The 926-nt window shown below is 68.9% G+C and carries 1 protein-coding gene; it reads right to left on the bottom strand.

Features of this window, described 5'->3' with window-relative positions; translation table 11 throughout:
• The coding region (locus EOA33_RS39580) for a hypothetical protein (protein WP_210212658.1) at positions 1–926 on the bottom strand (926 nt) is incomplete at both ends.

The raw sequence follows: 926 nt of genomic DNA, 5'->3' as shown, positions 1-926 counted from the left end.
ACAGTATAGGCGCCGGTCGCCGGGTCCGTCACATGCACGGTGAACAGCGCCGTGCCGATGCGGTCGCCGCTGGTGGTGGTCGCCGTCAGCGTGTGGGTGCCGGCATCCCAGCTGTAGGCAACGTTCTCCTGGCCGACCGTGCCGGTCGTGCCGTTGAGCGCCGCGAAGGAGAAGCCGTTGGCGCCGGCGCCGTCGCCGCCGACGCTGCCGCCGAGCGTGCCCGAGAAGGTCGCTTCGTTGTTGTCGCCATCGGTGTTCGGCACCGCAATGTCGCCCGTTGTGCTCGCCGCATTGCCGCCGGCAAGCCCGTCATCGTCGACCGAGGCCGCGGCCGTGCCGCTCGTCGGCGTGTTGGCGTCGGTGACGGCAAAGCTGATGCCGGCCGTTGCCGTATCGCCGTCGCTGTCGGTCACCGTGTAGGTTGCCGAGGCCGCGCCCGTGCCGATGACCGGGCTGTCGGCGGTGAAGGAATAGCTGCCATCGGCCTTGACCTTGATGGAGCCGTCGCCGATGTCGATCGCCTGCGAGTAGCCGTCCTGGCCGAAAACCAGCAGCGTGCCGTCGATATGGGTCACCGTGGCGCCGTCGGCACCGGCGACGAAGTCCAGCGTGCCGGTCAGCGTCGCGCCTTCGGCAACGTTCTGCGAGCCCTCGGCCGAAGCCGTCGGTGCGTCGTCGTTGAAGGTGATGGTCAGCGTGCCAGGCGCCGTCGAGCCGTCGGCATCGGTGATGACATAGCCGAGATCGACGCTCGCATTGTTCTCGTCGTTCGGGCCCTGCGCCTGCAGCACGTTGTCGAGCAGAGCCACAGTATAGGCGCCGGTCGCCGGGTCCGTCACATGCACGGTGAACAGCGCCGTGCCGATGCGGTCGCCGCTGGTGGTGGTCGCCGTCAGCGTGTGGGTGCCGGCATCCCAGCTGTAGGC

It is taken from the genome of Mesorhizobium sp. M4A.F.Ca.ET.050.02.1.1 (assembly GCF_003997725.1).
Taxonomy (GTDB): Bacteria; Pseudomonadota; Alphaproteobacteria; order Rhizobiales; family Rhizobiaceae; genus Mesorhizobium.
Note: the sequence above shows the minus strand (reverse complement) of the source record. Positions and strands in the feature narration are given on the sequence as shown.